3 protein-coding genes are annotated in these 4,148 nt (G+C 39.2%); 2 read left to right on the top strand and 1 reads right to left on the bottom strand.

The annotated features are described in order from the left end of the window. Positions 1-322 precede the first annotated feature (322 nt). Together AFK68_RS07555 and rplY are read left to right on the top strand one after the other, a co-directional pair. Complete coding sequence (locus AFK68_RS07555) at positions 323-1,636, top strand: adenylosuccinate synthase (protein ID WP_094672227.1); 1,314 nt, start codon at positions 323-325, stop codon at positions 1,634-1,636. Positions 1,637-1,811: 175 nt separating this feature from the next. Then, positions 1,812-2,108, top strand: a complete 297-nt coding sequence (rplY, locus tag AFK68_RS07550) for a 50S ribosomal protein L25 (protein ID WP_094672226.1) — start codon at positions 1,812-1,814, stop codon at positions 2,106-2,108. Positions 2,109-2,903: 795 nt separating this feature from the next. Here the strand turns inward: rplY and AFK68_RS07545 are convergent. After that, positions 2,904-3,914: an adenosine kinase gene (locus tag AFK68_RS07545; protein WP_094672225.1), complete on the bottom strand. Its 1,011-nt coding sequence runs from the start codon at positions 3,912-3,914 to the stop codon at positions 2,904-2,906. Positions 3,915-4,148: the final 234 nt, after the last annotated feature.

The following is a 4,148-nucleotide window of genomic DNA, read 5'->3' as shown; positions in this document are numbered from 1 at the left end:
AGGTATATGTTTTACGGTCAATAGTAATGATTGAGTGACGAGTATAAAATTATTTCTACCGTTTCCTCACCTACAGAAAGGCTTAATCTTTAGTATTGTTTTTATTTGTACCCTCACTTATCCCAAAAATTCCATACTTTTCTACCTACCTACCTATGAATCACACCCGCACCTGGTATTGAAAAAATAAGGTTGGCCTCCTCCAAATATACAAATTTATTTCATCAAGTTAACTGTAACAAAAATTAACAAAAATAAATTGACATAATTTTGAGTTAATGTAACAATTACAAATCGTGTTAAGTACCTGTAGAGGAGACCCTTGGCTAACGTAATTGTGATAGGTGCCCAGTGGGGCGATGAAGGAAAAGGAAAAATTACTGATTTACTTAGCAAATCAGCAGATGTAGTTGTGCGCTACCAAGGGGGTGTCAATGCTGGCCATACAGTAGTTGTTGAAGGCCAGACATTTAAACTACATTTAATTCCTTCAGGTATTCTTTATCCTGATACTGAGTGTATCATTGGTTCGGGAACAGTTATAGACCCTAAAGTTCTAATTGAGGAACTAGATCAGGTAGAGAGTTTGGGAATTTCTACGGCAAAGTTGATGATTTCTCAGGCTGCTCATGTAACAATGCCTTATCATCGAATTATAGATAAGGCATCAGAGGAACGTCGGGGCAGTCAAAAAATTGGGACGACAGGCAGAGGTATCGGTCCAACTTATGCAGATAAATCCGAGCGGACAGGAATTCGGATGATTGATTTGATTAGTCCAGAGAGATTGAGAGAGCAGGTAAATTGGACGGTTAATTATAAGAATGTAATTCTAGAGAAGCTTTATAATTTATCCCCCTTAGACTCAGAGGAAGTAGTTAAAGAATATTTAGAGTATGCCGATCGCTTGAGACCTCATGTTATAGATGCTTCTTTGACTATCTACAATGCAATTCAGGACCGACGAAATATTTTGTTTGAGGGAGCGCAGGGTACTTTATTAGATTTAGACCACGGTACTTACCCTTATGTTACTTCCTCAAATCCAGTGGCAGGAGGTGCTTGTGTGGGTACTGGGGTTGGACCGACAATGATTGACCGAGTGATTGGGGTAGCTAAGGCTTATACTACTAGAGTTGGAGAGGGACCATTCCCCACAGAAGCTAAAGATGAGATTGGGGAACTACTGGGCGATCGCGGAGCCGAATTTGGGACAACTACAGGTCGTAAACGTCGTTGTGGATGGTTTGATGCAGTGATTGGACGTTATGCAGTGAGAATTAATGGTATGGACTGTATGGCGATTACTAAGTTGGATGTGCTGGATGAGTTGGATGAGATTCAGGTTTGTGTGGCTTATGATATGGAGGGTGAGCGTTGCGAAGATTTTCCTAGTAGTTCTATACAATTAGCTAAGTGTCAGCCCATTTATCAAACATTGCCTGGTTGGAAGCAATCAACTGTTGATTGTCGGACTTTGGAAGATTTACCACAGCAAGCTTTGGATTATTTAAAGTTTTTGGCAGAGTTGATGAAGGTGCCGATTGCTATTGTGTCTCTTGGGGCTAGTCGTGACCAGACTATTGTGGTGGAAGACCCAATTCATGGACCTAAGCGAGCGCTTTTATCATCATAGAAGTCAGAAGTCAGAAGTCAGAAGTCAGAAGTTAAATTCTTGCTGTGATAGAATATTTTGTCGCGTGGGTATCTTGCCTACCACAATTGTACATTTCTGCCTTTTATTCCTTTCTGCTAAAGTGTTCAACTGGACATGATATAATCAATAAGCAAATTAAGAGAAAAAAGTCAAGATGGCAGTTACATTAGAATGTCAAAAAAGACCAGAAGGTAGCAAAACTAAAGCGCTACGACGGGAAGGATTAATTCCTGCAGTATTATATGGTCATCAGGTTACAGAATCAGTTGAATTAACTATTGGTGTGAAAGAAGTGCAGTTGTTGTTAAAGAAAGCCTCTGCTAACAAGACTATTATTGATCTGAAAGTTCCTGAGATTTCCTGGAATGGTAAAACTGTTATTAGGGAAATTCAATATCATCCTTATAAACCTGAGATTTATCACCTGAGCTTTTTCTCTGTAAATGAATGATCGCCGAAGTATTGATCCTGAAGAAGTTGTTTGAGAAGTGTTGGATGAAACCGATGAATCCGCGCAAACCTAACCCCCCTGCCCCCCTTCCCTACAAGAGAATGGGGGTTAAGAAGCCTCTATCCTTGTAGGAGAGAGGTTTGGAGAGAGGTTTTTATCAGTTTACAAACAGTTTCTAAGCGTATTTCTTAGAGGTTGGTTCAATAATTAATAATTAATTAGGCGTTGCTGAATCAAGGTATGAAAATCAAAACTGAATAACCTTAAGTATTAGTTATTCAATACTTTAACAATTGTCAAAAAATACAAATCATACCTGACATCAGCAACACCATTAATGATTACCTCTTCTTATAAAAAAGTCGAGTAGTAGACTGACACAACTAAAATAAAATGGTGCGTTACGATGGATAGCTAAATCTATTTCATAGTCTGAACTCAAGCTGTCTTTTCATGTCGCGCAGCAAAATGCACCCTACCAATTCTACAAATTCTGCACTCTAGAAACCGGGTTTGTATTAAATTTACTGCCATAATCATATAATCTCCAACAAACCCGGTTTCTTAACAACACATTTTAGGTGTTATATCATGTCCCGATAATCAGTGATCAAAAAGTTTTTGTTCGTAGATGGGCTTTAGCCCATCTATAGTTCGGGCTAAAGCCCAACTACAAACTTTAATTATAGCTATTCAACCGGAGATTATATTAACTAGAAACCAGATTTGTATTAAATTGCCTGCCATAATAATATAATCTCCAAGAAACCCGGTTTCTTAATAACAGATTCGATATTAGGTGTTAACTATTTCCTGAACCTTATCTGCCCAAGAGCCTTCTAAACGGGGACCTTGAATTTGTACAACATTAGAAGCTAGATAATTTCCCCAACGTGCAGCTTGAGTGGGTTGATAACCATGGGTGAGACCATATAATACACCTCCAGCAAAAGCGTCTCCTGCACCAACAGTATCGATCGCCGTTGCAGGAAACCCAGGTACAGTAGTAATTTGTTTATCCTTAACCACTAAACAACCATCCTTTCCATCGGTAATAAACGCTGTTTCTACTAACTCCCCAATTTTCATTGCAGATTCTTCTAAAGACTCTATTCCACAGAAATTACGCGCTTCATCAGCATTGCAGAATAATACATCACAATAATTTGAAAGTACCTGACGGAAGTCATCAGCAAACAGATCTACTAAAAACTGGTCTGAGAAGGTAAAACAAACTCCCACTTCTTGACGCTTAGAATCTTCCATTGCTTGAATACAAGCTTTCTTTGTATCCTCTCCAGTCCACAAATAACCTTCTACATAACTATATTGGCAACGTCTAATTTGCTCTGCATCAATATCAGTAGCACTGAGATTGACAGATGCTCCCAAGTTTGTACACATGGTACGTTCAGCATCAGGGGTTGTCAGTACAACACAGGTACCAGTGGGGTTATCTGCTGTAGGTGTAGGAGGTACATTAAACTCTATTTTAAAGTCGAGCATATCTTGGCGGTATAATTCTCCGTTAGGATCACTGGCGACTTTGGCGACAAAAATACCCGTTCCTCCACTTTGAGCGATCGCTATCATGGAATTTGCTGCTGAACCACCGGAACGCTTTTTTAAGGATATGTTTTCTAGTCCGACTAAAATTCCTCCTTGTGTTTGAGCATCCATCAAAGTCATTCCACTTTTTTGTAGGGAATATTTAGTGATAAAGTCTTCTTCTACAAGTGCGAGGATGTCAACTAAGGCGTTACCGACACCATATACATCTAATTTTTGGGTGTTTACTGCTGTCATTTATTTTTCTATTGTTTGGCCATTTCGTTATAGTATCATGTTTTGTTGATAAAGAGGGAGTAGGGAGTAGGGGGAAATAATTGATAATTAGGGCTTGCTGAAAAAGTCTTATATCATGTTCGGCTGAATAGTTATGGTTAGGATATAGATGGAAGAGATATATCAAACCTCTGAGATTGCTATCCGTTCCGGAATGCTCCGCAAACCTTCCACTCCGTTCCAGTCGCAATGACT

Source organism: Hydrocoleum sp. CS-953 (assembly GCF_002260545.1).
Taxonomy (GTDB): Bacteria; Cyanobacteriota; Cyanobacteriia; order Cyanobacteriales; family Microcoleaceae; genus Trichodesmium.
This window is presented reverse-complemented; position numbering and strand designations above follow the sequence as displayed.